A 25,111-nucleotide genomic window follows, 5' to 3' on the forward strand; every position below is an offset into this window, starting at 1 on the left:
TTAGTTGGACTCGCCCACCAGGGCGCGGCAGAAATCTTTGGCATTAAACTCCTGCAGGTCATCGACCTGCTCGCCAACGCCCACGCGCAGGATCGGGAGCTTGAGCTTCTCGGCTACGGCCATGGCGATACCGCCCTTTGCCGTGCCGTCGAGCTTAGTCATGATAATACCGTCCAGACCCAGCGCCTCATTAAACTCGAGCGCCTGGTTCAGGCCGTTTTGGCCCGTCGCGGCATCGATCACGAGGACGACCGAGACGGGCATGGGGCCGGCGGCCATATTGGCGGCGCGCTTACGCGTCACGTTGACCACCTTGGCAAGCTCGCGCATGAGCTCGGGGCTCGTGTGCAGACGACCGGCGGTGTCGATGAGCACCAGGTCGCTGGCGCGCTTATCGGCCTCGTCGAGCACGTCGTAGCAAACGCTTGCCGGGTCTGAGCCGCGGTCGCGCTTTATGACGGGGACGCCGGCGCGCTGGCCCCACACATCGAGCTGTTCGATGGCGGCAGCGCGGAAGGTATCGGCCGAGCCGATCACGACGTTCTTGCCGCGGGCGGCCATGGCGCTCGCGATCTTGCCGACCGTAGTGGTCTTGCCGGCACCGTTGATGCCCACAAACAGCACGCAGCTCGGCGTGTCGGCGAACGGATCGCGCTCGACGGGTACAAAATGCTGCTCGAGCTGCTCGGCCAGGGCCCGACGGAGTTGCGGGGCGGTCTTGAGGTTCTTCTTGGCCGCGGCATCGCGCAGGTCGTCGGAGACCTGGATGGCGACCTCGGCACCCATGTCACCCATGACGAGGGTGTCCTCTAGGTCCTCCCAAAAATCCTCGTCGACCTCGCCGCCAAAGTAAAAGACCTCGTTGAGGGCCTCGCGGCTGCGCTCAAGTCCGCGCGAGAGAGCATCGAAGAATCCCATTATGCATTCACGACCTTTCCGGTTTCGCGATCGAGTTTTTGCGAGACGACGCGACTGACGCCGTCAGCTTGCATCGAGACGCCGTAGAGGACGTCAGCGTCCTCCATAGTACGGCGCTGATGCGAGATAACCAAGAGCTGCGTATCGGAACGCAGCACGTCGAGCGCGCCGATGAGCTTGGACAGGTTGGCGTCATCGAGCGCCGCCTCGACCTCGTCCAGCACATAGAACGGCACCGTACGCGTGCGATACACGGCAAAGAGCAAGGCAAGCGCCGTCAGGCTCTTCTCGCCGCCCGACATGAGCATCATCTTGGTGATGCGCTTGCCGCGCGGCTGCGCCACGACCTCGATGCCCGTCTCGGCCGGATGCTCAGGGTCGGTCATCTCCAGATGTGCCTGGCCACCCGGGAACAGCATGGCGAAGATCTCGCGGAAGTTCGCATCGACCTTTTCGAAGGTCACCAGGAAGGCTTTACGCATCTTACGGTCGATGGCCACGGTAATCTTGGTGAGCGCCTTGCGCGCGCTCTCCAGATCGGCCAGCTGCTCCTCGATGTAATCGGCGCGGCGCTTGAGCTGCTCGTACTCCTCCATGGCAACCTGGTTCACAGGGCCCAGGTTGTTGATCTGGCGCACGAGCTGGTTGAGCTCGCGCTCGGCGGCGTCGCGATCGGTGGGAGCAGGAAGCATGAGCGCTTCCTCAAGCACCGTGGTGCCATCGGCGGTAATGGCCTTGATGGCCGCCTCTACCTGCACCTCGAGCTTGCCGCGCGCGACCTTGAACTCGTTTTGTGTCGCCGTGGCGGCATCGACCCGCTCCTTGGCGCGGGAGACCTCGGCCTTGGCATCCTCGATGGTTTTCTTGAGCGAAGCCGAGTCTGCCTCCTCGAGTGAGGCCTGGTCACGCAGGCGCGCAGCCCAATCAGATGCACGCTCCAGCAGGGCCGAATAGCGCTCGTGCATGGGATCGACACGCAGGCGCAGCAGCTCGAGCGAGCGCGAAGCCTGACGTGTTCCGCGGATACGGCGGTCAATGCCCTCCAGGCGATGCTCCAGATCGGGCACGCGGCCCTTCAGCGAACGCAGGCGCTCGCTCGTCTGGGCCAGGCGCACCTTGGCATCGGCGAGCTTACCGGCTGCCTCGGAATCGTCACGGCGCACGCGATCGAGCTCGTCGTTGGCTTCGGCAATCTGGAGACCCAGGTCGCTTGCCTGCGCACGGGCCTCGTCGCGCGAACGGGTGAGCTCGTCAACGCGCGGGCGCGCGGCGCGAACGGCCTCGGCCGCCTGCTCGCGGCGCCTGGAGATGCGCGCACGCTCGACCTCGGCGTTGTTGGCGCTTTGCTCCAGGCGGCCAATCTCGGAGAGCAGCGAGCGACGCTCGCCCTCAAGACGGGCGATCTCGCCGGCGGCATCACCCTCGGCGGCACGCGCCTCCTCGACGGCCGCATTGGCCTCGATAACCTGGTTCGACACATGCTCAAAAACGGCAGCCAAATCGGGCTCCAGGCCTTCGAGCTCGCGAATGCGGCGCTTCCGCTCCAGGGCACCCGAGGCCTCGCCGGCATCGAGCCCCACGCGCACCAGGCCACCAAAGCTCACGCGAGCGCCATCGGGCGTCACATAAGTCACACCGTCAACGACTGGTGCCGCCAGCGCACAAGGCAAGTCATCGACCACGTAATAGCCGCCGAGCAGTGCCTCGACAATCGGGCCATAACCGGCACGCACGGACAGGCGATCAACCAGACGCGAACCGGCAGCGCCCTCGGCAGCAGCAGAGCCGCTCACACCACGCGCCACCAGCAGTGCCTCGCCCGAGGCCTTCTTTTGGTCCAAAGCCGCACGACCGGCACGCTCAAGCGTGGCGGCGTCATCAAACAACAGGGCATCGATATCGCCGGCAAGCAGCTGCTCGACCAGGCCCTCAAGCTCACGCGGCGCCTCGAGCACGTCGCCCAGACGGCCCGTTACGTCATCGCCCAATGCCCCTACCAGACGGCTCACCAACGGCGAGCTATCGGCCATACGGGCATCGAGCTTCTTTTGGCTCGCAAGCTCAGAGCGCACCTCGGACAGCTTGTTGCGCGACTCGCTCTCACGGGCGCGCAAGTCCTTCAACGCCGCACGGGCGACCTCGGTGGCCTGGCGCGCATCGGCCTGGGCTTGGCGAGCCTGATCGAGCGCGCCGTCGAGCTCCTCGGCGCGGTCGCGACGGCTCTCGAGCGAGGCCGTGACCTCCTCGAGCTGCTCGTCAATCTGCTCCAGGCGCGAGGCATACATGTTGTCCTCGACCTCGGCATTGCTCAGCGAGTCTTTCACCTTGGCAAGCTCGAGCGCAGCCTTGTCGGCCACGCGCTGCACATCGCGTTGCTCGCGCGTAAGCTGCGAAATCTGATTGTCGAGCGCAACACGGCGCTCATGGAGCTCGGCGGCGGCAGGGCCGGCGGCGTCAACGTCGTCCTGGGCCTGCATGTGCGCACCGGTCACTTCCTCTAGCTGGGCACGAGCATCCTCGAGCTCCTCGACCACGCGACGACGCTGATGCTCGGAGCTCGAAATCTGGCCGCGCATATCGGACAGGCGCGACACCATATTGTGGCCCTTTTCCTCGAGCAGGCGCATATCGGAGTTAATACGGCCGACCACATCTTGCATATGACGGCGCTGCTCGCCCAAGTCACCCACAAACAGGCCCTTTTCCTCGAGCATCACCTGGAGCTTCTCGAGCTCGCGCTCCTTTTCGCCCAAGCGGTACTGCGCAAGCTCCAGCTCGGCGGCACCCTCTTTGGAACGGCTCTCCAGATCGTTCCACTGCGACTGCAGCGAACGAAGCTCGTCAACGGCCAGCATCTGCGTAAGCTCGTTCGCGCGCGAGGACAGCTCTTTGTACTTGCGCGCGCGATCGACCTGACGCTCCAACGGTCGCAGCTGACGGGCAATCTCCTTATTGATGTCGCGCGCACGAGTAAGGTGCTCGTCCATCGACTTAATCTTTTTGAGCGCACGCTCCTTGCGGCGCTTGTGCTTGGAAATGCCGGCAGCCTCCTCGATAAGGACGCGGCGCTCCTCGGGACGGCTCTGCAAAATGGCATCGAGCTTGCCCTGGCTGATAATGGAATGCGTATCCTTACCCAAGCCCGAATCGTGCAAAATGTCCTGGATATCCATCAGGCGGCACGGACTCGAATTGATGAGGTATTCGCTCTCGCCCGAACGATACATGCGGCGGGTGATGGCAACCTCGTCAAAGTCGACAGGCAGCACATGGTCCGAGTTATCGAGCACCAGCGTGACCTCGGCAACGCCCACCGGCTTGCGCGCCGACGAGCCCGAGAAGATGACGTCCTCCATGGCCTGGCCGCGCAGCTGCTTGGCGCTCTGCTCACCCAGTACCCACAGAATCGAATCGGAGATATTCGATTTTCCCGAGCCGTTAGGACCGACGATGACGGTCAGGCCCGGCTCAAACGTCATATGGGCGCGGTCGGCAAACGACTTGAACCCTTTGAGCGTAAGGGACTTGAGATACACGGTTCCTCGCTTAAACGGGCTTCTTGTTGAGAATCACACCGTTGGTGGTGTAACCCATGCGGTCGAGCGCCTCGAGTGCAGCGGCTCCCTCGGCCTCTTTCTTAGAGGCGCCGGTGCCGCGGCCCTGACGGATACCGTCGACAAGCACCACGGCGGTAAAGGTGGGCGCATGTGCCGGGCCCTCGGAGCCCACCAGCTTGTATGCCGGGGGCTCGTGACCGTCTGCCTGCACGCACTCCTGCAAGAACGACTTGGGGTTCGCGGGGTGCTCGGCACGCTCGGAGGCCAAATGGGGCTTAAGCGTGCGATGGATGAACTCCGCCGCCGCATCCCAGCCGGCATCGAGGTACAACGCACCCACGAGCGACTCATAGACGTTCTCGAGCGCCGAGTTAAGGCCGCGCGCGCCGGTACCGGTCTCGGAGGCGCCAAAGATGATGATGTCGTCGATGCCCAGCTCGTGCGAAACCTCGGACAGCGTGGCACCCGAAACAAGCGATACCTTCAGACGCGTGAGCTTGCCTTCATCGAACTCGGGATAAGACTCAAAGAGCGAACGGGCAACCACGGCGCCCAGAATGGAGTCACCCAAAAACTCAAGCCGCTCATAGCTGGCAGAGACCGGCTGCCCCTCTACTGCCGAGGGGTGGGTGAGCGCCGCGCGTAGCAGCACCTTGTTATTAAACTCATGGCCCAGGATTTCCTGAGCGCGCGTGAGTCGCTGAGATAAAGCCAAGACCTAGGCCTCCCTGGCGTTTTCGATAGCGTCGACGGCGTCGGCAACGGAGGTGAGCGACAACAGGGTCTCGTCATCGATCTCGAGGTCAAACTCGTCCTCGATGGCCGTCACCAGCTGCAGGCGCTCGAGCGAATTGGCATCGAGGTCGTCAAAAGTCGTCTCATCACTGATCTCGGCAACGTCAACACCCAGCACGTCGGCAGCGACCTCGGCGATCTTGTCAAAGATTTCGGAGCGATCCATAGCGCGTCCTCTCATAAGTCGTGGAATACAATGTGTCGCGCGGGCGGAAGCCGCATTGCAGCACGGCTCCGATTCTACCCCACGATGCATAGCTTGAGCCACGTAACGGAGCTCTTGCTAAACGATACCTTCCATGGAATTGGCAATGCTTTCGATAAGCCCGGCTCGAACGGCCTGAGCCGCGGCGAGCGTACCGTTTTTAACGGCTTCGGCCGACGTGGCGCCATGGCCAATCAAAACGACGCCGCGAAGGCCCAGCAGGATCGCGCCGCCCTTGGCATCGCCCGAGAGCTTGGCTTTCATCTGGCGCATCTGCTTTTTGATGAGCAGCGCGGCGATCTTGGTACCGAGCGAAGACATAAAGGCGCCCTTGAGCTCTTGCAGCAAAAACTTGGCAGCGCCCTCGGTTGCCTTGAGCGCAATATTGCCCGACATGCCGTCGGCGACCACAACGTCAAAATTGCCCGACGTAAGATCGGTGCCCTCGCAGTTGCCCACAAAACCGGGGACCGCGGCTTTCATAGCCGGGAAGCACGTCTTGGTAAAGTTAGAACCCTTCTCGTCCTCGGTGCCGTTGCCAAGCAGGCCCACACGCGGATGTTCGATGCCCAGGACCACGCGAGCATAGGCTGCACCCATCTGGGCAAAGCGAACCATGTCGTCGACCTCGACATCGGGGTTGGCCCCCATGTCACACAGTACCGTAAGGCCACCGGCGCGGTTGGGCAGCGCATTGGTGAGGCATGGGCGCACCGGCTGCTTCTTACCCTCTACCAAATATCTAAACGGCGTCACGTAGGCGGTGGCGGCAGCCGTCATGGCGCCGGTCGACCCCGCGGAGAAAAACGCGTCCGCGTTGCCCTTCTTAATAGCACGGCAGGCAAGCACGATCGAAGACTTACGCTTGGTCATCACGGCGCGGATGGGATCGTCGTCCATGGCGATGACATCGGGGGCCTCCAGAGCCTCCACGCGCGCGTGCGCCGCGGCAAAGGGGTTGACGATATCGGCGGGGCCAACAGCAATGACCTCGATATCGGGATCGGCGGCAAGTGCGGCCTCAATACCGTCGAGGACAACTTGGGGCTTCTCGTCTCCACCCACAACGTCTACACAAACGCGAACGTTACTCATTTCAAGTGCTCCTTATACAAAAATGGCCGACTCATTGAGCCGGCCATTATGGTTCCAGTTGGAATGGCATCGTATCCAGAGTATACAGTTACTCGGTAACGATAACCTCGCGGTCCTTGTAGAAACCGCAGCTGGGGCACACGTGGTGCGGGAGCTTGACAGCGCCGCAACGGGGGCACGTGGACTGAGCCGCAGCCGAGATCTTCATGTTGGCGGAACGACGGGTATGGGTACGGATACGACCCTGCTTTTGTTTAGGTACGGGCATAGTGACCTTCCTTATGAACTATCCAGTGTGGCGATTACGCGCAAGTAGCGATACTACCACATTTTTACTCATCAAGATTGAGATTCTTCAATGCTGCAAATGGATTTTCCGTGGCAGCGGCCCATTCGGCCTCGGCCTGGGCGGCGCAATCGCATTGCTCGACGTTGAGATTGATGCCGCAGGTGGGGCACAGGCCGCGGCAATCGGGCTTGCAGAGCACCACAAACGGCGTGTCCATGACAACGGCGTCGTTAATGGGCTCCCCCAGATCGACAATGCGGTCCTCGCCCAAAAGCTCGTAACCGTCCTCGTAGGCCTCGGGATCCTCGGGCTCCTCAAAGAGGTAGAACTCCTCGATCTCGCCGGCGATATCAAACGAGGCGAGCTCAAGGCAGCGGTCGCATTCGCCGGTGGCGTGCGCTCGAACCATGCCGGAGAGCAGAACACCGGTGCCCGCATTGGTAAAAACCACGTCGTAAGCAATGCCGTCCTGCAGCTGGTACTCCTTCTCGCCCACCGTGTAGGTGGCGACATCGACCTTGCCGGTCAGCGGATACGAGTCTCCGGGAAACTCGAGCTGCTCGGAAAGATCGACGGTAACGCTCGGGAACTCAGCCATTACCACTGACCGTTCTGCTGGGCGGCACCCTCGTTGAGCTGCTGACGGCAACGGGTAACGGTGCCGGTCAGGCTCTTGAGGTTCTCCTCGAGATGCGTAAAGACCTGCTCGGCATAATCCTCAGCCGCATAGCGCGTCTCGCGCTCGTACTGCTGGGCACGATCACGGATATCGTCGGCCTGCTGCTGCGCCAAGCGGACGATCTCCTGCTCACCGGCAATGGTGAGTGCCTGCTGCTGAGCATCGGCAATGATGGAATCGGCCTGAGCGGCGGCGGAAGCCATAAGCTCGTCGCGCTCCTTGAGGATGCGACGGGACTTCTGCCACTCCTCGGGATAGCTCATACGGATCTCGTCAAGGATGTTAAAGAAGACGTCGGCATCGATAACCTTCATCTGGGCATTCTTGCCGAACGGCGTCTTAGCCTCTTCGATGAGCCCCTCGAGCTCCTCGACAAGGCTCACGATCCTGTCGCCAGGAAAATTCTCGCCCGGCATCCGGTCTCCTTTCATAGGTAACATGTCATCGTGTTAGTTTACCACATGCCATCAGGCAATATGAAACGTCACGAAAAGCGATGTTTAAGCGCTTCGACCACATTGGGCGGCACAAACGTCGACACATCGCTTCCGAGCGATGCGATCTGACGAACCACCGAGCTCGAGATATAGCCGTACTGCGGCGCACTCATGACAAAAATGGACTCAAGCTCGTTGTCCAGGCGATAGTTGAGGTCCGCCTGCTGCAGCTCGTACTCAAAGTCGGTCATGGCGCGCAGGCCCTTGACCACAGCACCCGCACCCTGCTCACGGGCAAAATCGACCAACAGGCCGGTAAAGGGCAGTACCTCGACACCGTCAATATCGCCCAGGGCCTCGCGGGCCAACGCCACGCGCTCATCGAGCATAAAGGTGGTGCCCACGCCGTTTTTGCCCTGCGACTCCGCCACGGCGACAATCACGCTGGGAAAAATGCGGCGGGCGCGGCGGATTACATCGATGTGACCAAACGTGATGGGGTCAAACGTACCCGGAACGATCACGCGGTTGATAGTGTCATTCATGGGTATCCTCCAAAGGCACGTCCTCGTCAATATCGCTGTCATTAGCATGGTCGCACTCGTCCGCGGCCACCCAGCGCAGCAAGTCAACCGAGGTAATGCCGTAGCGTTTCTCTCGCACGGTCTCAAAACCAGCCGGATGAGCGCCCGCGTCGCTTGCGGCATGCTCAAACAGGGCAAAGGCCCCTGGTGCCAGCAAGCCCTGCTGGGCAAGATTGCGCAGCAGCTCCTCGACCGGCTCGGCGCCAAAGGCATAGGGTGGATCGAGCAGGACCAGATCAAAGGGGCCGCCCGGAACACGGCCGCGCGAGGCGCTCGCCAACACATCGCCGGTAACGACGCGCCAACGTGAGCGGTCGCGACACAGCGACTCGATATTCTTAGTGATCAGTCGGGCGGCATTGCGATCGATCTCGAACGTGATGAGCGAGCGAGCACCGCGCGAGAGCATCTCGATTCCCAGGGCACCGGAGCCGCCAAAGGCATCCAGCACGCGGACCTCGTCCAGATCGAAATCGAATGCCGACATGACCATGGACGCACATGCCTCGCGCACGCGGTCGGTCGTGGGACGGGTGACATCGCGCCCACGCGGCTCTTCGATCTTGCGGCCGCGCCATTCACCGCCGATGATTCTCATCCTCCGCTGACCTCCTTGAAGATATGTCGATAACGCGTGGCGACCGCATCGCGCAAGGGACGCGTCGCCACGGAGTCAAGGTTGCAAGCATACCGCAAGAGCTCGACCGCGTCCAAATGGGCCCATTCGATAAGATCCTCGTCGGCGTCCAGGTCCACAAAACGCAGCGTCACACCGCCATGTTGGCGATAACCCAAGATTTCGCCCTCGTGGCGCAAACGCAGGTCCATCTGCGCAAGTGCAAAACCGTCAGCGGTCTTTTCGAGCGCCCGCAGGCGGTCTTGCGCAGCAGACACACCGCCATTGCCCTTGGAATGCGTCATGACCAGGCACGTGCCCGACACGCTGCCGCGGCCCACGCGGCCTCTAAGCTGATGCAGGGCCGCCAAGCCAAAGCGCTCGCCGTTTTCGATAACCATGACGGTGGCGTTGGGCACGTCGACGCCCACCTCGACCACCGTAGTCGAGACGAGCACGTCGATCTCGCCGCGCTTAAAGGCGTCGATCACGCGGTCCTTCTCCCCCGCCGGCATGCGGCCGTGAAGACGCTCGACGGAAAGCCCCGGCAATGCCAGACGCAGGCGGTCGAGCTCGGTCGCGGTGTCGTGCAACGGCACGGGCACCGTTACGCGACCTTCATCGTCGCGAGCAATGCCGGGAACGTCTTCCAAATCGTCCGCGGAGTCACTCGGCTCCACAAGCGGGCAGATAACGTAAGCCTGCTGTCCTTGGGCATGCGCCTCGCGAATGGCACCGTAAGCCAGGTCGCGGCTCGACTCGGTGAGCACGCGCGTCGAGACGCCGGCCCCAGGGACGGGGCGATGACGAATGATGGACGTGTCCAGGTCGCCATAGACCGAAAGCGCCAGTGTGCGCGGAATAGGCGTGGCCGTCATAACGAGCAAGTCCGCACCTGGGCCTTTGGCACGCAAGGCATTGCGCTGCCCCACGCCAAACCGGTGCTGCTCGTCGATAACGACGAGTGAAAGATGTTTAAACGTTACGTTATCCGAAAGGACCGCATGGGTACCAAAGAGCACATCGAGCTCACCAGACTGCAGCTGTGCATGGATGCGCTCGCGCTCGGCGGCCGGGGTAGCACCCGTCAGGAGCGCCCAGGACATACCGGCCTGCGAGAGCAAAGGACCGGTCTTATCGGCATATTGACGCGCCAGCACGCCCGTGGGTGCCATGACGCAGGACTGGGTACCCGAATCGGCCGCGACTGCCAGCGCGCAGGCGGCGACGGCGGTCTTGCCGGTACCGACATCGCCCAGCAGCAAGCGGTTCATCACGTGGTCGCCATCGCACATGTCATGCAGGATGTCTTGGAACGCGGCCTCCTGCTCGTCGCTCAGCGAAAACGGCAGGGCCCGCCTAAGCGCCGTCAAATGACCACCCGCGGTATGGGTGTAGGGAACCACCTCGACCATACCGCCGTCGTTGCGCAGACGAAGCGCCAGCTGAAGATAGAGGCATTCCTCATAGGCAAGCCGTGCGCGCGCGATATCGCGCTCGGCCATACTCGAGGGAAAGTGAATCGAACGCAGCGCACGGGCGCTGCTCATAAGGCGTCGCTTGGCGCGCAGGGGCGCGGGAATCGGGTCGAAGGGATTGCCGACAATCTCGAGCGCGCCGCTCACGATACGGCGCATCCAAGCCTGGCTCACACCGTCGCTCACATAGTGAACCGGAAGGATGGTGCCCGCGGCACGCCCGTCCTCGAGCTTTTCGAAATGCGGCGAGGCCATCTGCTTAAAGCCGTAGGCAAATTCGACCTTACCCATCACGGCCAGGCGATCGCCCTGCTTGAGCTGCTGGGCAATCCAGGGCTGGCGGAAAAAAGCGACTTGCAGCACGCCCGTCTCGTCCACAAGCGAGACCTCGGTAACCTGCATACGCGGGCGGGGCTGCTTTTGAACGATACGATCGACCGTGGCGACGATCGTGCACACCGTACCGATAGGCGCCATCTCGATGGACCAGGAGCGTGTAAAGTCCAGATATCGATGAGGGATATGGAGAAGGAGGTCCCCCACCGTCCTAATTCCCAGACGGCGAAGGGCCTCCTCACGTTTACCCGAAACATATTTGAGTCGCGCGATATCCTCGTCGAGCGCATTGCTCTGGGCAAAGCGCTCCGAGACGCGCGGCACGGAGCACAGCTCGGACATGGGCAGATGCCTACTCGATCGAGAAGATCACGGGATAGAGCGGCTGCTCGCCACGATGGGCGTCAATCTCGAGGTCGGGCTGAGCCTCCTCGATGGCGTCGACGATCTCCTGGAAGGCCTCATCGGACAGCTCCTCGCCGGCCAGAATCGTCAGCGCGTCGCCCTCCTCTTCCTCCTGCATGCGGTTGATGCAGTCGAGCGTGACCTGCTTCACATCGGAGCCGACCACGTCGATGGAGCCGGCAATGATACCCATGACGTCACCGGAGTGAATCGGCGAGCCGTCAGAGGCGCTGGAATCGCGCACGGCACGGGTGACCTCGCCATCGCGAACCTCGCTGATGGCATCGACCATGGCGGCGACGGCGTCCTCGAGCTCGGAATCGGGCAGCACCGCGAACAGAGCGGAGAACGCCTGCGGAACGGTCTTGGTGGGAACCACGGCGACCTTTTTGTCGGTGCAGGCAGAAGCAGCAGCCTCGGCAGCCATACGGATATTGCCGTTATTGGGCAGGATGATGACCGAAGTCGCGTTGACCTGGTCCACCGCGCCCAGCAGGTCGGCGGTCGAGGGGTTCATGGTCTGGCCACCCGAAACGACCACGTCGACGCCGAGGGACTTGAGGATGTCGGCCTCACCGGAACCGGCGGCAACGGCGACAAAACCCAGGGCCTTGGCGGGCTCGGCAGCCTTTTGCTGGTCCTCGTGGATCTTAGCGGTACGGTCGTGGGCCTCCATCTCCATGTTGTGGATAAAGACCTCGTAGATCTGGCCAAGCTGCAGCATGTGCTCGAGCACCAGGTTGGGGGTGTTGGAGTGCACGTGGATCTTGTAGTCGGGGTAGGCGCCCACGAGCAGCTCGCAGTCGCCCATGGAACCCAGGAACTTAAGGCACTCGTCCTCGTCAAACGGGGCGTCGGCCTTAAAGAGGAACTCGTTGCAGTAGCGGAACTCCGAGCCCTCCCAGTCGTCGTTGGCCTCGATCTCGACGCGACCGAGGGCCGCATCGCGGGCAGAGCCAGCGGAATCAAACGTGGTGGAGAAATCCTCGACAACGGTGCTGCGGCCCAGAGCAGCGGCAACGAAGTTTTCCAGGAAGATGGCGAAGCCAAAGGCGCCGGAGTCGACCACGCCGTTCTCCTTCAGAACGGGCAGCAGGTCGGGCGTGCGAGCCACAGACTGGTAGGCCTCGACGACGATGGCGTCGAGCGCGTCCTCGGCCGAGAACTTCTTCTTCTCGCACTCGTCGGCCTTGGTCGAGACGTCGCGCAGGACCGTAAGAATCGTGCCCTCGATGGGCTTGCGGACGGCCTGGAAGGCGACCTTGACGGCGCGACGGAAAGCATGCGCGATGTCGGCAGACGTGATGGGCTCATCGACAGAGACGAGCCCCTCGGCCACGCCGCGCAGGATCTGCGAGGTGATAACGCCGGAGTTGCCGCGGGCGCCCATGAGGGAGCCGTGGGTGATGGCGCCGGCGATGGCCTCCATATCGGCATCGGCGGGAAGGGCGGAAAGCTCCTTGGTCACCGAGGCGAGCGTGAGCGACATGTTGGTGCCGGTGTCACCGTCGGGCACGGGAAAGACGTTGAGTTTATTGATCTCCTCGGCCTTGTCGGAAACGGCAGCCGCAGCGATCGGAAAACAGGTGCGAATGGTCTTTACAATCATGAGTATTTGAATCTCCGTTTTCGGATGCTAGTTCAGACGGCTCTTGAGCGCGTCGATATGAATGCCGATCTTAAGGCTGGCGGGATCGATCTGGGCGATCTCCTGCAGGGTGAAGGCAACGGAGCTCGAAAGATTGTGGCAGACGGACTTCATGTTGACGCCGTTCTCGAGCACGACGTGAAGGTCGACCGTAAGGCCGTTCTCGTCGGCGGAGACAAGCACGCCCTTGCGGAGGCGCTGACCGGCAAGCAGGCGCACGCTCTCGGCGCCCTGGAGCTGCTCGGCCATACCGACGACGCCATAGCACGTCATCGCGGCATAACCGGCAATATCGGCAATAACGTCGTTCGAGACGCTCAGGCTGCCGTTAATGGTCTCAGACACAAGAATCTCCTTATCTGGTGCTCGCGGCACCATGTCGTGGGAGCAATCATTGCAATATTCTACAACGACCGCGCCATGTTGAGGTGGTGGGTCGCGGGATTACATCCTCGACACGAAATGTTGATATGGCAACGTTTGCGTTAAGCAATCGCGGCATGAAAAAACCCGCCGCAAAAGCGACGGGTTTTACAATCTGGCTCCCCGGGTAGGACTCGAACCTACAACAGCGCGGTTAACAGCCGCGTGCTCTACCATTGAGCTACCGAGGAATTTAAAGCCCAGCAGATTGGGCTGAGAAATTCTGGCTCCCCGGGTAGGACTCGAACCTACAACAGCGCGGTTAACAGCCGCGTGCTCTACCATTGAGCTACCGAGGAATAGGTGCATGCTCTCAAGCAACGAAGTTTATTATACGGACGAATCAGCTCAGGGCAAGAACTTTTTTGAGAAATTTTCCGACCCAGTCGTTGGGGACGTTCTTAAACGACTAGTCATTCAAGAACGTCCCCAACGACTAATCAACCAGACGCCCAGGGTAGTCTTTTTGGGACGGGGCTTTTTTAGCTACCCAATCTGGGGCTTTTAAAGCTTGAGCCGCGCATTGAGATAGGGCAGCTAAAAAAGCCCCGTCCCAAAAAGACTAAAAAAGCCCCGTCCCAAAAAGACTACCCGTGCCCCAACTGCCGGCCCTTGTTACATGAAAGCGCCCTCAAGCGGATGTGCTTGAGGGCGCTTCTTGCATGACTAGCTTTCGATATAGTCTTTGAGCTTACTGGAGCGGCTGGGGTGGCGGAGCTTGGCCAGGGTCTTGGACTCGATCTGGCGGATGCGCTCGCGCGTGACACCAAACTCGCGGCCGACTTCCTCGAGCGTGCGGGGATGTCCGTCGACAAGTCCAAAGCGCAGCTCAATAACCTTGCGCTCACGATCGGCAAGCGAGTCGAGCACCTGGGTGAGCTGCTCCTGCAGCATGGAGAAGCTGGCGGCATCGGGCGGAACGATGGCCTGGGAGTCCTCGATAAAGTCGCCCAGCTGGGAATCCTCTTCCTCGCCGATAGGAGTCTCGAGCGACACGGGCTCCTGCGAGATCTTCTGAATCTCGCGGACGCGGTCGGCACTCATGTCCATCTCGGCACCGATCTCCTCGGGGGTCGGGTCGCGACCCAGATCCTGGAGGAGCTGGCGCTGCACGCGGACAAGCTTGTTGATGGTCTCGACCATGTGTACGGGAATACGGATGGTACGGGCCTGGTCGGCGATAGCGCGCGTGATGGCCTGACGGATCCACCACGTGGCGTACGTGGAAAACTTGAAGCCCTTCTGGTAGTCGAACTTCTCGACGGCGCGGATCAGACCGAGATTGCCCTCCTGGATCAGATCCAGGAACAGCATGCCGCGACCGACGTAGCGCTTGGCGATGGAGACGACCAGACGGAGGTTGGCGCTGATGAGCGCCTGCTTGGCCTCGAGGCCCACGTTCTCGATACGAGTCAGACGACGCATCTCGGCGCGGGTGAGCTCGATCTCGCCCGCCTCGGCGGCCTCGAGCTTCTCGGTGGCATCGAGACCGGCCTCGATCTTCATGGCCAGATCGACCTCTTCGGAGGCGGTCAGCAGGTCGACTTTGCCGATCTCCTTAAGGTACATACGAACCGGGTCACCGGTCAGCATCACCGTGGAGGCATCGATGCCACGCACGCGAGAACGCGAACGGGACGTGCGGACGGTGCGCTTCTTTTTGCTCTTGCAAGAACCCATCTCGGCATCGGCCTGACGGGCCATCTTAAGCTCATGATCGTCGAGCGAGCCGGAATCGTGCTCCTCGTCGTCATCGAAATCGTCGGTATCGTTATCGTCATCGTCGACGTCCATGGGGGCGTCGTCGTTTCCGCTCGCGGAGATAATCTGGATGCCGCTGTTGCGCAGCGCGGAATAGACCGCGTTGAGCTGCTCGTCAGAAACATCGATATCCTTCAGGACGACCTGGATCTCGTCCTCGGTTACCGAAGTCCTGTTTGAGCCGTTGCCCATGAGCTTAGCAACGTAGGATTCCAGCCCAGTACCCGTGCTCTCAGTCTTATTTGGCACAGATTCTCCCTTCGTAGTCCACAGGACACATTACTTTAGCACACACTTACACGTCTATACCCAAAATTCAGACTGGATATAGCAGATAACATGCCGATTGACCACAACATCTAGGCCTGATCGGGACCCGCGGCCTCCAAACCAATCAACCGGAACGGATCGGCCACGCCGCCAATCGACTTCTGGAGCTCGCGCTGGCGCAAAGAATCCTGCGCGGCCTGCATGGTCAATGCACGGCGCGCGTCATCGTCGAGCGACCGGTCCTGGCGCAGCTTGGCCTGGGCAGCCCGCATACGGCGCTTGATGGTGTAAAGCTCAAGCGTATCGAGCATAAAGACGATGTTCGTCTCGGTGGGGTGCTTGCTCGTCGCCGAGATGCGCCCGGCGCTGACAAGCGAAGCCGCCTCGGGACACACCGCGCGCGCGGCGTCCATGCACGCCGCGGGGTCGGTGCCCGGCGGCGTCGCGAGCACGGCCCACGCGATGGACTCGTGACGGGGGTCTACCCACTCAATCGAGCAGATGCGATCGGTGTACGCGCGGAATAGGTCGGGGTAGCTGGTGAGCATCGTCAACAGCTCGCGCTCCCCCGCCAGAGACTTCCGCTCCAGATCGGTCAGCACAATCGGCGTCGCCGGAACGGAAGCGGTCGAAGCAGACCCCGCGGGCGCCGCGTCCATGCCAGCAGGCACATCGATCGGCGGCATATCGTCGACGACCTCGACCGGCGCGGCCCCGTAGGCCTCGAGCGGCACATAGTCGTACGGTTCCTCCTCGACCGGTGCGGATACCGGCGGCGTCGTCCCCGACGCCCAGGCGCCGCGAGATGCCCCCTGCGGACCGGACACCCGACCGCCCGCGCTGCCTGCGCGCTCGGCCTGTGCCCGCTGGCGCTCGTAGTTCTGCTCGCGACGACGCTCGGCGTCCTCGCGCTTGGCGACATCGCGAAACACACGGCCCGAGCTCGAGCGTACCGTCTCCAAATCCAGGCCCAGAAGGTCGGCTATCTGGATAAAGTACGTATCGATCATGTAGCTATCGCGCAGCGGATAGATGAGCGTCAGCGCATCCTCGAGCGCCTTGGCGCGACCGCCCGGCGTGGTAATGTCGCTCGACTCCTGCAGTGAGCGGTACACAAAGTCCATGAGGGGCTCGGCGGCGGCGATACGCGCCTGCAGTGCCTCGCCACCATGCGCGGAGATGAACTCCATAGGGTCGTTGCCGTCGGGAAGCACCACGCAGCGCAGGTCCATCGAGTCCTGCTCGATAAACTGAATCGCGCGGCGCGCGGCCTTTTGACCGGCGGCGTCACCATCGAACATATACACGATGCGCTTGGCAAAACGGGTGAGCGTCTTTACGTGATGTTCCGTCAGCGCCGTGCCCAGCGTGGCGACGACGTTTTTGATCCCCGCCTCCCAGCAGGCGATGCAGTCGGTATATCCCTCCACCACGATGGCGGTATCCTGCGCGACGATAAACTCCTTGGCCCAGTTAAAGCCGTAGAGGTTTCTCTTTTTATGAAACACGCTCGTCTCGGCGGTGTTGAGGTACTTGGGTTGGCCGTCGCCCATAATACGACCGCCAAAGGCGATGTTATGACCCTGTTCGTCAAAGATGGGAAACATCACGCGGTCGTAAAAACGATCGGCGAGCTGTCCGCGCCCGCGGCTCACGGCCACGTTGGCGTCGATCATCTCCTGCGGGGTAAAGCCCTTCTGCGACAGATGGGCCACCAACATATTGCGACCCGGCGCAAAGCCCAGGCAGTAGCGACGGCAGACGTCGCCACCCATACCGCGGCTGGCAAAGTACTCGCGCGGACGGCTGTCCTTACCGCGCATGAGCATGGTGTGATAGAACTGGGCCGTCTCGGCGCACAGGTCATAGATGCGGGCGCGCTTGGTGCCGCGATCGCGCTGCGCGCCGGTATCGTGCAGCTCAATTCCGGCACGATCGGCCAGGTAGCGAATCGACTCGGGAAAGCTCAGGTTCTCGCGCCTCATGATGTAGGTGAAGACGTCGCCGCCCTCGCCACAGCCAAAGCAGTGCCACACCTGCGTAGCGGGGATAATGTGAAACGATGGGGTCTTTTCGCCATGGAAGGGGCAGCAACCCCAAAACTCATGGCCGCGGGGCTTGAGCTCAACCGTTTCCTGCACGATGGCAACCAGGTCGGACGCAGCGCGCACCTGGTCTTTCTCCTCATCGCTAATCACGGATGCCCACCCCCTGCTCACCCAAGTTATGACGGATGTCGTCAATATTACCCTCGACGGTCGCGATAAGCTCGTCCAGCGAATCAAACACGCGCGAAGGACGCAGCCAACGCGTAAACGCCAACGAAACCGAACGTCCATACAGGTCGCCCGCATACCCGATCAAGTTGGCCTCGAGATGCGCCGAGGCGGCATCGTCGGCATACGTCGGCGGCAGGCCCACGTTGACGGCAGCGGGCCACACGGTATCGTCGACCAGCACAAGGCCCTCGTAGACGCCATCGGCAGGCAGCTGGATTCCGTTTGGCACCAGCAGGTTTGCCGTCGGAAATCCCATATCGGAGCCCTCGTGGCGACCGCGAATCACGCCGCCGCGCACCATATAGGGACGGCCGAGTAGATCGGCCGCCAGCTCAACGTGGCCCAAGCTCAGCTCACGTCGAATGCGGGTGGCGCAGATAGCCTCGCCGGCCTCGCACAGCAAATTGTGCCCATACACGTCAACACCGCGCTCGACACCCCATGCCTTCATCTCGGCAACGCCCGAGGCACCGCCGCGGCCCAGCCTAAAATCGCTGCCAACGCGAATGGAGCGAATGTCGACAGCATGCGCCAACAGCTCAAGAAAGCCCACGTGGTCGAGCGACGCTACCGCAGGCGTAAAGGGAACAGCCACCACGGCATCGACCCCAGTCTGAGCCAGGGCATGTAGGCGGTCGGCCGTCGTCATCAATTTTTGAGCGGGCGCAGGGCTCACCACAACATCTGGATCAGGGTCAAACGTTACGACAACCGCTTTGCAGCCGCGGACGCGCGCATCGCGAATGACCGCGTCGATCAGCTCACGATGTCCCCTATGTACGCCATCGAACACGCCGATGGCAATCGAGGCGGCACCCATAGACTCGCAGTCACCAAAAGCATCAGCCAAAACGATGCGGGCCTCCGCCGCCGCGCCCACAAAAAATGTGCGCGCGAGCTCGCGAGGGTCCAGCATCATCGAACACCGCCGATCGCCTGCGGAAAGACGTGCTCCATCACAAAGCGACCATCCTCGATACGAGCCAAAGCCTTGAACCCGCCATCGAGCACCAGCGCAAACGGTGCTTTAGACACATCGAAGCCGGCGAGCGCGCGATCAATAGGAATACGACGACCGCACAGCAGATCGTCGGCAAGATTGCCCGGCAAGTCGACGCGCGTGGCGCCGAGGGCCGCAATGGGGTCCAAGGCAAAGCCGGCAGCGGACTCGGCAGAAAGCTCCTCGACTGCATGGCAGGCACCGATGGAGACAATGCCAGAAGCGGTACGGCGCAGCGCGGAAATATGCGCGGCACTATCGCAGGCGCGACCCAGGTCGCGAGCGAGCGCACGGATATAGGTGCCCTTGCTCACCGAGAAGGCAACGGTCCAAATGCAGGAATCGCCCTCGCCACTCACGGCGATCAGGTCGGCAGAATATACCTCGACCGGGCGCGCAGGCAACTCAACGGCATTGCCCTCACGTGCAGACTTATAGGCGCGCACGCCGTTGACCGAAATAGCCGAAAACGCCGGCGGGACCTGCATCTGAGGGCCCAGCATGGCGCTCAAGCGCTCACGGGCATAGGCCGGATCGCGCAGATCAGGTGCAATGGCAACAGTACGGATGGCCTCGCCTTCCGCATCGTCGGTATTGGTCTCGGCGCCAAACGAGATATCGGCGACGTAACTTTTGGTATCGAGGGTAAGCATGCCCAGCAGACGCGTAGCCTGGCCCACGCCCACCACCATGACACCCGACGCCATGGGGTCGAGCGTGCCGGCATGACCGACGCGCCGCTCATGGAGGGCGCGCCGGCACCGCGATACCACGTCGTGGGACGTGCAGCCCACCGGTTTATCGACGGCGAGCAGCATATTCAATTGAGAAGGCGTACGACGAGCCATGTACCATCCAAAAAGTTAAAGCTCGACGGTCACCGAAGCGGGGTCCTCCCCTACCAGCTCGGCCAGCATGGGAAGTGCCGCGGTGAGCGTCTCGAAAATCGTTCCGTTATTGGTAAAGCCGGCGGCAGCGTGATGTCCGCCTCCGCCAAAGTTGGCCGCAATCTCGGAGACATCCATGTCGCCCTTGGAGCGCAGGTTTCCGCGCACCTTGGTATCGCCCTCGATGCCCTTAAGGAACAGGCAGACCTCGACACCCATCACCGAGCGCACCACATCGACCAAGCCGTCGCACTCATCCGAGGTGACGCCACATTCCTTAAGGTCGCTTTCGTACGCGTAGCTATACGCCACGCGCCCGTGCGCGACCGTCTTGATGCGGCCCATGACGATGGACTTGAGGTGCAAGAACTCGACGCGCATGCTCTGATAGACCTCGAGCGCGACACGCGCCGGGTCGGCACCGTGCGCCACCAGGCGCGAGGCCGCATGGAACGCAGCGGCATCGGCATTCTGATACTGAAAACGACCGGTATCGGTAACCAGGCCGCAGAGCAGACAGGTGGCGATGCGATCGCGAACGACAATGCCGCAATCATCCAGAAAGCGGTCGATGATCATGGCGCACGCCGCAGCATCGACACGCCTCAGGCTTACCTCGGCAAACTCCTCGCGCGCCGGATGGTGGTCAAAGCACACCACATGTTTGGAGCGGCGGAGCACGTCGGCCGAGTTGTTCAGACGCTCGACAACCGGCACATCCACCGAGATAAACAGGTCGGGATCGCCCGTAAAGCTCGAAGCCGGCACCAGACGATCGGCGCCTTCCATAAAGCGGTAAATACGCGGAACGGGATCGTCGTCTGCGAGCAGCAGCGCGATGTCCTTGTCGGGGAACGCCTTCATGAGCGAGAGACCCAGGCCCAACACGGAGCCCAGGGCATCGCCGTCGGGAGAGGTATGACCCGAGATCGCAATGGAGGACGCACCCTCGATAAGCTCGAGGATGCGTCGTTTAATATCTGCAGACTCGCACGAGACGAGGTCGGCGGAATTAGTCATCTAAAGCTGCCTCCTGGGCGGCATCCGCTATGGGATAGCCGTCCTCGTCCTTTTCGATCGCCAGCGTGGCCGGGACATTCTCCAGCGCACGCGTAATGCGCTCGGCCTCATCGGTCGAGCGATCGATGCGAAAATCGAGCTCGGGCGTGACGCGCCAGTCGAGCGAGCGAGCCAACAGGCTGCGAATGCGACCCTTGGCGCTGGCGAGCGCCTCCATGACCTCATCGTAGCGGCTCGCATCGCACGACACGTACACGCGCGCGAACGAACGGTCCACCGCGACCTCGACCGCGGTCAGGGTGACCAGGTCGAGACGCGGATCGGAAACCTCAAAGAGAAGGATATAACCGAGCTTCTCGCGAAGCTGCTCGCCCAGACGGCGGGTTGCCTGCGTTTGCTTCATAGCGCTACCCCCTACTCGGTACGGGCAACCTGGTCGATACGGTAACCCTCAATCTGGTCGCCGGGCTTGATGTCCTGGAAGTTCTCCAGGCCAATGCCGCCCTCGGAACCGCTCTTGAGGCTCTTGGCCTCGTCCTTGTAGTGGCGCATCGAGGCGATCTTACCGTTAAAGACAACGATGCCGTCGCGCACCAGGCGCACGGAATCGGTCGCGGCGATCTCGCCCTCCTCGACGCGGACACCGGCGGCGATACCGACTTTGGGCACCTTAAAGGTGTCCAGGACGGTCGCGGTACCCGTGGAGACCTCGACCTCGGTGGGCTTGAGCATGCCGATACGGGCAGCGTCGAGCTCCTCGAGGCACTTGTAGATAACGTCGTAGCAACGAATCTCGACGCCCTCGCGCTCGGCAGCGGAGCGGGCCTTACCGTCGGGACGCACGCCAAAGCCAATGATGATGGCGTTGGAGGCGTCGGCCAGGACGACGTCGGTCTCGTTGATGGCACCGACCGCGGAGTGGATCGTGTTGATGCGGACCTCGGACTGATCCATCTTGTCGAGCGAGTCCTGAAGGGCCTCGATGGAGCCCTGGACGTCGGCCTTGATGATCAGGTTGAGCTCCTTGACCTCGGCGTCGGCGATGGTCTCGAAGAGGTTCTCGAGCGTGACGTGCTTCACGCGGCTCTGCTCCTCGATGCGGGCCTTGAGCGAGCGCTCATCGGCCAGGGCGCGCGCCTCGCGCTCGTCCTCGAATACCCGGAACTCGTCACCGGCGTTGGGAACGGACTGCAGGCCCAGGATCTCGACGGCGTCGGAGGGACCGGCCTCGGTGACGGCGCGGCCCTTGGGGTCGAGCATGGCGCGAACGCGGCCATAGGTAAGGCCGGCGACCAGCGTATCGCCCACGTGCAGGGTACCGCGGGTCACGAGCACGGTAGCGACCGAGCCGCGGCCCTTGTCGAGCTTGGCCTCGAGGACGTTGCCCGAGGCGAAGGTATCGGGATTGGCCTTGAGCTCGAGCACATCGGCCTGGAGCAGCACGGTCTCCAGAAGGTCGTCGATACCGATCTTCTGCTTGGCCGAGATGTTGACGAACATGTTCTGTCCGCCCCACTCCTCGGGGATAACGCCGTACTCGGTGAGTTCCTGGCGCACGCGGTCGGGGTTGGCGCCGGGCTTATCGATCTTGTTGACGGCGACGACGATGGGAACGCCGGCGGCCTTGGCGTGGTTGATCGACTCGACCGTCTGGGGCATGACGCCGTCGTCGGCGGCGACGATCAGGATGACGATGTCGGTCACCTTGGCGCCACGGGCACGCATGGCCGTAAAGGTAGCGTGGCCCGGGGTATCGATGAAGGTGATCTTGCGGTCGTTGATCATGACCTGCGATGCGCCGATGGCCTGGGTAATGCCGCCAGCCTCGCCGGCAGCAACGCCGGTGTGACGGATGGCGTCGAGCAGGCTCGTCTTGCCGTGGTCGACGTGACCCATGACGGTGACGACCGGGGCGCGGGGCTTAAGGTCGGCGGGATCGTCGTAGAACGAGAAGGTGTTCTCCTCCTCGGGGGTGATGATCCTGATCTGACGGCCCAAGTCGTCGGCAACGAGCTCGACAAGGTCGTCGGACATGGACTGCGTCATGGTGAGCGGGGTGCCCAGCAGGAACAGGCGCTTGATGATGTCGTTGGCCGGAACGTCGAGCGCCTCGGCAAGCTCCTGGACGGTAACGCCCTGGGAGACCTTGATGGCGTCGAGCTCCTCGGGGTTCACGCCCTGGGCCAGCGCCTCCTCAATCTTGCGCTCCTCCTGAGCCCTAGCGGCCTCGCGCTCGCGCTTCTCCTTGCGCTTCTTGCGGCGACCGGTGGACTCGCGAGAGGCCTCCTCGACGGCGGCACGGGCCTCCTCGAGAACCTTCTCGCGGCTGTACTCCTCGGCCTCGCGCGCCATGCGGCTGTAGTGGTCCTCTTCGCTGTTGTGACCACCCTTGCGCTTCTTGCCCTTGCCCTGCTTATCGGGGTTGGGGAAATCCATGCCGGCAGCGACATTGTTGCTGGCATTGGTGCGATGGCTGTGCGGGCGGCTCTCGGAGGCGTTGCGGTCGTTGCGACGGCCGCCACGACGATCGCTGTTGCCGCCGCGACGGTTGCCGCGCTCGGCCTTGGCCTTGTCCTCGGCGTCCTTCTTCTCCTTGAGCACGGTCTCCTGTGCGGCGATCTGATCGAGCAGCGAACGGAAGCGCGAACCGGAGTCGGAAGCGGGAACGGCGCGGCGCTGGGCCTCGCGAGCAGCCTCCTCCTTCTCGCGGGCAAGGCGCTCCTGCTCGGCCTTCTTCTTGGCCTCGGCCTCGGCACGGGCTGCCTCCTCGGCGGCCTGGGCGGCGGCAAACTGGCGGCGCTCCTCCTCGCGTGCCTTCTCGGCGGCGATGCGCTCGCGCTCGGCCTCGGCGGCACGCGCTGCCTCCTCGGCGGCGGCAGCCTCCTCCTCGGCCTGCTTGGCGGCCTCGACTTCCTGGGCGCGGGCCTCGATCACCGAGGCAAGCTGCTTGCGGACCATGGCAACATAAGCGTCCTCCAGGGCGGAGGAAGCAGACTTAGCGGGAATCTTCATTTCGGCGAGGTGACCCATCAGTTCCTTGGAGGTCATGCCGAACTCTTTGGCCAGGGTGGACACACGGACTTTTGCCATATGACTTCACCTACCCTTTCTGGCACCTTGGGTGCCTAGAGACTGAACGAGCGTGGGATGTGCGCCGGAACCTGTCCAGCGCAACCGCGCGCTAGATCAGGTCCTCCGCATCATCGAAGGCGTCGGTGTCGTGGACACCGCAGAAACGGGAACCGGGACGGGCCTGGTTGCGGCACTGGATGCCGTCCTCGGACACGTACTCGCAGCGACGGGCGTCGTCATCCTCCTCGTCACCGATCAGGTCGGCGGCAGGCTCCTCGTGAACGGGAACGTTCTTGAGGATGTCGGCGGCAAGGGTCTCGGACTTAATGTCGATGTGCCAGCCGGTCAGGCGTGCGGCCAGGCGGGCGTTCTGGCCCTCCTTGCCAATGGCGAGCGAAAGCTGGTCGTCGGGCACAATGACGCCGGCATAGGCCTTCTCCTCGTCGATAAGGACGCGAGTGACCTTGGCGGGCGACAGGGCGTTGGCGACGTAGACGGCCGGATCGGCATCCCACAGGATGACGTCGACGCGCTCACCGCGCAGCTCACCCACGACGGCGCGCACACGGCTGCCCTTGGGACCGACGCAGGCGCCCACGGGATCCAGGCGGTCATCGAGCGAGTGGACGGCGACCTTGGAGCGCTGGCCGGGCTCGCGGGCGATCGACTTGATCTGGACGGTGCCCTCGTAAATCTCGGGCACCTCCTGCTCAAACAGACGACGCATGAGCTCGGGGTGGGTACGCGAGATAACGATCGGCGGACGGCTGTGCTCGCCGCGAACCGGCGGAAGCGTGGAGTTGGGGTCGCGAACGTCAATGATCACGGCCTTGATGTGCTGGTTGTGCAGATAGCGCTCGCCCATGGGACGCTCGTTGCGCTCGTTCTCGTAGCGGCGCTGATCAAAGTGCGGAAGCTCGGCCTCGACGCCTTCGCGGATCTTGACGATCGTAAAGTCGGGTGTGGACTGCAGTACGGTACCGCTGATGAGGTCGCCGATACGGCCGGAGAACTCCTCGTAGATCTGCTCGCGGGCGGAGTTGCGCACGATGGCGTTGATCTCGGCCTTGGCGTGCTGGGCGGCGATACGGCTGGTGTTCTTGGGGGTGACGTCGATCTCCTCGAACTCGGTGAAGTTGCCCTCCTCGTCCATGGAATCGTCGATCGGCTCCAGGCGGTAGACATAGATCTTGCCGGTGGTGCGGTCGATGGTCACCTTGGCGCCCCACTCAAGATGCAGGATCTCGGCATAGCTCTTGGCGAGCGACTGCTCCAGGCGGTCGATCAGGTAGAGCTGGTCGATGTGCTTCTCCTGGCAAAGCTCCATCAGGGCGGACATCATGTCGGATGCTGCCAT

21 protein-coding genes and 2 tRNA genes are annotated in these 25,111 nt (G+C 62.4%); all 23 read right to left on the minus strand.

What is annotated here, in order from left to right; genetic code table 11:
* The 23 genes from ftsY to nusA all read right to left on the minus strand — a co-directional run bounded on the left by ftsY (position 1) and on the right by nusA (position 25,111).
* Positions 1-918: a signal recognition particle-docking protein FtsY gene (gene ftsY / locus ACQRAP_RS01025; protein WP_427794673.1), complete on the minus strand. Its 918-nt coding sequence runs from the start codon at positions 916-918 to the stop codon at positions 1-3.
* Positions 918-4,454 (minus strand): chromosome segregation protein SMC, encoded by a 3,537-nt coding sequence (smc, locus tag ACQRAP_RS01030; RefSeq protein WP_427794674.1) that lies wholly within the window; start codon positions 4,452-4,454, stop codon positions 918-920. The genes ftsY and smc overlap by 1 nt, the downstream gene beginning before the upstream one ends.
* Positions 4,455-4,464: 10 nt before the next feature.
* The gene (gene rnc / locus ACQRAP_RS01035) at positions 4,465-5,190 is read right to left on the minus strand and encodes a ribonuclease III (protein WP_154515455.1); all 726 of its coding nucleotides are present in this window, start codon (positions 5,188-5,190) and stop codon (positions 4,465-4,467) included.
* A gap of 3 nt (positions 5,191-5,193) precedes the next feature.
* Positions 5,194-5,436, minus strand: a complete 243-nt coding sequence (locus ACQRAP_RS01040; RefSeq protein ID WP_154515452.1) for an acyl carrier protein — start codon at positions 5,434-5,436, stop codon at positions 5,194-5,196.
* A gap of 117 nt (positions 5,437-5,553) precedes the next feature.
* Positions 5,554-6,570, minus strand: coding sequence for a phosphate acyltransferase PlsX (gene plsX / locus ACQRAP_RS01045; protein WP_427794675.1), 1,017 nt, complete (start codon positions 6,568-6,570; stop codon positions 5,554-5,556).
* Positions 6,571-6,658: 88 nt separating this feature from the next.
* Positions 6,659-6,838, minus strand: coding sequence for a 50S ribosomal protein L32 (rpmF, locus tag ACQRAP_RS01050; protein ID WP_022094017.1), 180 nt, complete (start codon positions 6,836-6,838; stop codon positions 6,659-6,661).
* A 64-nt stretch (positions 6,839-6,902) separates the two neighbouring features.
* Entirely contained in the window at positions 6,903-7,457 is a 555-nt protein-coding gene (locus ACQRAP_RS01055) for a YceD family protein (protein WP_154515446.1), read from the minus strand.
* Positions 7,457-7,954 carry an ATPase gene (locus ACQRAP_RS01060; RefSeq protein WP_154515443.1) on the minus strand — a complete coding sequence of 166 codons (498 nt, stop codon included), beginning with the start codon at positions 7,952-7,954 and terminating at the stop codon, positions 7,457-7,459. Before ACQRAP_RS01060 ends, ACQRAP_RS01055 begins: the two co-directional genes overlap by 1 nt.
* 68 nt (positions 7,955-8,022) lie before the next feature.
* Complete coding sequence (gene coaD / locus ACQRAP_RS01065; protein ID WP_154515440.1) at positions 8,023-8,520, minus strand: pantetheine-phosphate adenylyltransferase; 498 nt, start codon at positions 8,518-8,520, stop codon at positions 8,023-8,025.
* Positions 8,513-9,157 carry a 16S rRNA (guanine(966)-N(2))-methyltransferase RsmD gene (gene rsmD / locus ACQRAP_RS01070; protein ID WP_154515437.1) on the minus strand — a complete coding sequence of 215 codons (645 nt, stop codon included), beginning with the start codon at positions 9,155-9,157 and terminating at the stop codon, positions 8,513-8,515. The genes coaD and rsmD overlap by 8 nt, the downstream gene beginning before the upstream one ends.
* Positions 9,154-11,331 (minus strand): ATP-dependent DNA helicase RecG, encoded by a 2,178-nt coding sequence (gene recG, locus ACQRAP_RS01075; protein WP_427794676.1) that lies wholly within the window; start codon positions 11,329-11,331, stop codon positions 9,154-9,156. The genes rsmD and recG overlap by 4 nt, the downstream gene beginning before the upstream one ends.
* Positions 11,332-11,341: 10 nt before the next feature.
* On the minus strand, positions 11,342-13,003 hold the full coding sequence (locus tag ACQRAP_RS01080; protein ID WP_427794677.1) for a DAK2 domain-containing protein: 1,662 nt from the start codon (positions 13,001-13,003) through the stop codon (positions 11,342-11,344).
* Positions 13,004-13,030: 27 nt separating this feature from the next.
* On the minus strand, positions 13,031-13,420 hold the full coding sequence (locus tag ACQRAP_RS01085) for an Asp23/Gls24 family envelope stress response protein (RefSeq protein WP_187361832.1): 390 nt from the start codon (positions 13,418-13,420) through the stop codon (positions 13,031-13,033).
* Positions 13,421-13,581: 161 nt separating this feature from the next.
* Positions 13,582-13,656 (minus strand) — tRNA-Asn (locus tag ACQRAP_RS01090).
* Positions 13,657-13,689: 33 nt separating this feature from the next.
* A tRNA-Asn gene (locus tag ACQRAP_RS01095) sits at positions 13,690-13,764 on the minus strand.
* A 367-nt stretch (positions 13,765-14,131) separates the two neighbouring features.
* Positions 14,132-15,475 (minus strand): RNA polymerase sigma factor RpoD, encoded by a 1,344-nt coding sequence (rpoD, locus tag ACQRAP_RS01100; protein ID WP_427794678.1) that lies wholly within the window; start codon positions 15,473-15,475, stop codon positions 14,132-14,134.
* Between the two features lie 110 nt (positions 15,476-15,585).
* Positions 15,586-17,694 (minus strand): DNA primase, encoded by a 2,109-nt coding sequence (gene dnaG, locus ACQRAP_RS01105; RefSeq protein ID WP_427794679.1) that lies wholly within the window; start codon positions 17,692-17,694, stop codon positions 15,586-15,588.
* Complete coding sequence (gene ribF, locus ACQRAP_RS01110) at positions 17,687-18,694, minus strand: riboflavin biosynthesis protein RibF (protein WP_427794680.1); 1,008 nt, start codon at positions 18,692-18,694, stop codon at positions 17,687-17,689. Before ribF ends, dnaG begins: the two co-directional genes overlap by 8 nt.
* Complete coding sequence (gene truB / locus ACQRAP_RS01115; protein ID WP_427794681.1) at positions 18,691-19,623, minus strand: tRNA pseudouridine(55) synthase TruB; 933 nt, start codon at positions 19,621-19,623, stop codon at positions 18,691-18,693. The genes ribF and truB overlap by 4 nt, the downstream gene beginning before the upstream one ends.
* 15 nt (positions 19,624-19,638) lie before the next feature.
* Complete coding sequence (locus ACQRAP_RS01120) at positions 19,639-20,682, minus strand: DHH family phosphoesterase (RefSeq protein ID WP_427719632.1); 1,044 nt, start codon at positions 20,680-20,682, stop codon at positions 19,639-19,641.
* A complete protein-coding gene (gene rbfA, locus ACQRAP_RS01125) occupies positions 20,675-21,085 on the minus strand; it encodes a 30S ribosome-binding factor RbfA (RefSeq protein WP_006234038.1) in 411 nt (136 codons plus the stop codon). The genes ACQRAP_RS01120 and rbfA overlap by 8 nt, the downstream gene beginning before the upstream one ends.
* Before the next feature lie 11 nt (positions 21,086-21,096).
* Complete coding sequence (infB, locus tag ACQRAP_RS01130; protein ID WP_427794682.1) at positions 21,097-23,772, minus strand: translation initiation factor IF-2; 2,676 nt, start codon at positions 23,770-23,772, stop codon at positions 21,097-21,099.
* Between the two features lie 91 nt (positions 23,773-23,863).
* Complete coding sequence (gene nusA / locus ACQRAP_RS01135) at positions 23,864-25,111, minus strand: transcription termination factor NusA (RefSeq protein ID WP_154515419.1); 1,248 nt, start codon at positions 25,109-25,111, stop codon at positions 23,864-23,866.

It is taken from the genome of Collinsella sp. SGI.180, assembly GCF_050313455.1.
Classification (GTDB): domain Bacteria; phylum Actinomycetota; class Coriobacteriia; order Coriobacteriales; family Coriobacteriaceae; genus Collinsella.